The organism is Paenibacillus nanensis, from assembly GCF_003583765.1.
GTDB classification, from domain to species: Bacteria; Bacillota; Bacilli; order Paenibacillales; family Paenibacillaceae; genus Pristimantibacillus; species Pristimantibacillus nanensis.
On record NZ_QXQA01000041.1, the window covers coordinates 1 to 1,204 of the forward strand.

A 1,204-nucleotide genomic window follows, 5' to 3' on the forward strand; every position below is an offset into this window, starting at 1 on the left:
GAACTGTGAATTCGTTTGCGGTTGTAGAAAAGTTCAATGTACTCGAAAATCGCCTGCTTGGCTTGTTCCTTTGTCCGGAATTTTGTGCAATAGATCAGCTCTTTTTTCAGTACGCTGTGAAAAGATTCAATACAAGCGTTATCGTAGCAGTTCCCTTTTCGACTCATGCTGGCTTGCATGTTGTATGCCTGCAGCTGCTCACGGTAATCCGTAGAGGCATATTGCGAACCGCGATCATAGTGATGCATCAGGCCCCTCCCGGGCTGCTTCTTTTCGTGGGCGTCTTCCAGCGCCCCTAGGACCAGTTCCGTTGTCATCCGTTCGCCGAGTCTCCATCCAACAATTTCTCGCGTACAGAGATCCAGGAGACTCGCCAAATATAGCCGACCCTCGCGGCAGTGAATATATGTGATGTCCGCGGCCCATACGCGATTCGGTTCGGTCATATGAAACTGCTGATTTAGAAGGTTAGGTGCAATCGGATCTTCGTGGTTAGAATCCGTCGTTTGGACGTTGAATTTACGCGATACGCAGGAGCGTAAGCCTAATTCCTGCATGTAGTTGCTAACCGTACGCTCGGTTACCGTTAAGCCTTCCTTCTGGAGCATAACGGTCAATTTAGGGCTCCCATACCGCTGCTTGGAATCCTGGAAATGGTTCACGATTCGTTCCAACACTTCGGCCTTTCGGATTTCCTGCTGACTAGGTTCTGCCTTCAACCATTTGTAAAAACCGCTCGAAGATACCCCAGCATGCTGCACATCTTCACCACGGAAAACTCAGAGCGATGGGCTTTAATGAATAAAAACCTCAGTTCCTTGGTGATTTGCTGAAGATGTGCACAGCCTTTTTTACGATGGCCAATTGCTCCTCGACATCCGCAATTTGACGATCCTTAGCTTGGAGTTCACGCTCTTTCTCTTTCAAAAGCTGCTCAAGGTCACGCACTCTTTGCGCATTGGCTAAAGGCTCATTCTCAAACGTGCGGTATTGGGCTAACCATTTATGCAGGGTTCCTTTAGGAATGTTAAGTTCCTCGGCGATGTCCGCCACCGATTTTGTCTGTTCCTGAATGTACCTTACTGTGCGTTGCTTGAATTCTTCGTTAAAGCGTTGCCGTTGTTCACCCAATGTGAACACCTCCTCGATAAGCTTATTATCTAGCTTCTCTTAATTGGGTGTCCACTTTTTATTCTAGTTGCAC

General features: G+C 47.8%; 2 protein-coding genes. Both read right to left on the reverse strand.

What is annotated here, in order from left to right; genetic code table 11:
• On the reverse strand, nucleotides 1-719 hold a 719-nt coding region (locus D3P08_RS27555; protein WP_162848614.1), incomplete at its 3' end, for an IS3 family transposase.
• Nucleotides 720-810: 91 nt separating this feature from the next.
• Nucleotides 811-1,131 (reverse strand): transposase, encoded by a 321-nt coding sequence (locus D3P08_RS27560; protein WP_119603239.1) that lies wholly within the window; start codon nucleotides 1,129-1,131, stop codon nucleotides 811-813.
• Nucleotides 1,132-1,204 lie beyond the last annotated feature (73 nt).